Genomic DNA, 552 nt, shown 5'->3' with positions numbered 1-552 from the left:
GGCGGGGATCATCGGGGCTGGTTGAATGACGCGACGCGGGCGTTCTGGCGTCAGGTGTACCAGGCCGAGAGCGCCATGCAGCGGCTGGGTGAGACTGCGGTCGGCGAGCAGCCTGACCCGCGCGAACGGCGTATCCTGCAACAGGCCGGCCGGGAACTCCTGCTGCTGCAATCCTCGGACTGGCCCTTCATGCTCACCCGGCGGGTGACGCCGGACCATGCCGAAGAGCGAATCGGGCTGCACGCGGAGAATTTTCAGCACTGTGTGCGGATGGTCGAACAGCACCGGGCCGGACGGCCGATTGCTGACCGGGACTGGCGCGGCTTGGAGCGGATGGAGCGCCGACACCGTCTGTTTCAGGATTTGGATCCGGCTGTCTTCTGGCCCAGCCCTACGCAAAGACCCTCCGCCGCCTACCCGGCGGCCGCCAGACCGGTTCGGGTGGCCGATCCGGTCTAGCCCGGGCCGACCGCTCAATGCCGTCCGTAGCCGCTGCGGCGCTCAACGGCTTTCTTCGCGCCCAGGATCAGGATACAACACACACCATACCGA

At 67.2% G+C, this 552-nt stretch carries 1 protein-coding gene; it reads left to right on the top strand.

Annotation, left to right across the window (positions count from 1 at the left end):
- Positions 1–459, top strand: a 459-nt coding sequence (locus J4F42_05880; GenBank protein MCE2485022.1) for a DUF1957 domain-containing protein, incomplete at its 5' end; no start/stop codon positions are given.
- Positions 460–552 lie beyond the last annotated feature (93 nt).

This window comes from Desulfurellaceae bacterium, from assembly GCA_021296095.1.
Lineage (GTDB): Bacteria > Desulfobacterota > Binatia > Bin18 > Bin18 > JAAXHF01.
This window is presented reverse-complemented; position numbering and strand designations above follow the sequence as displayed.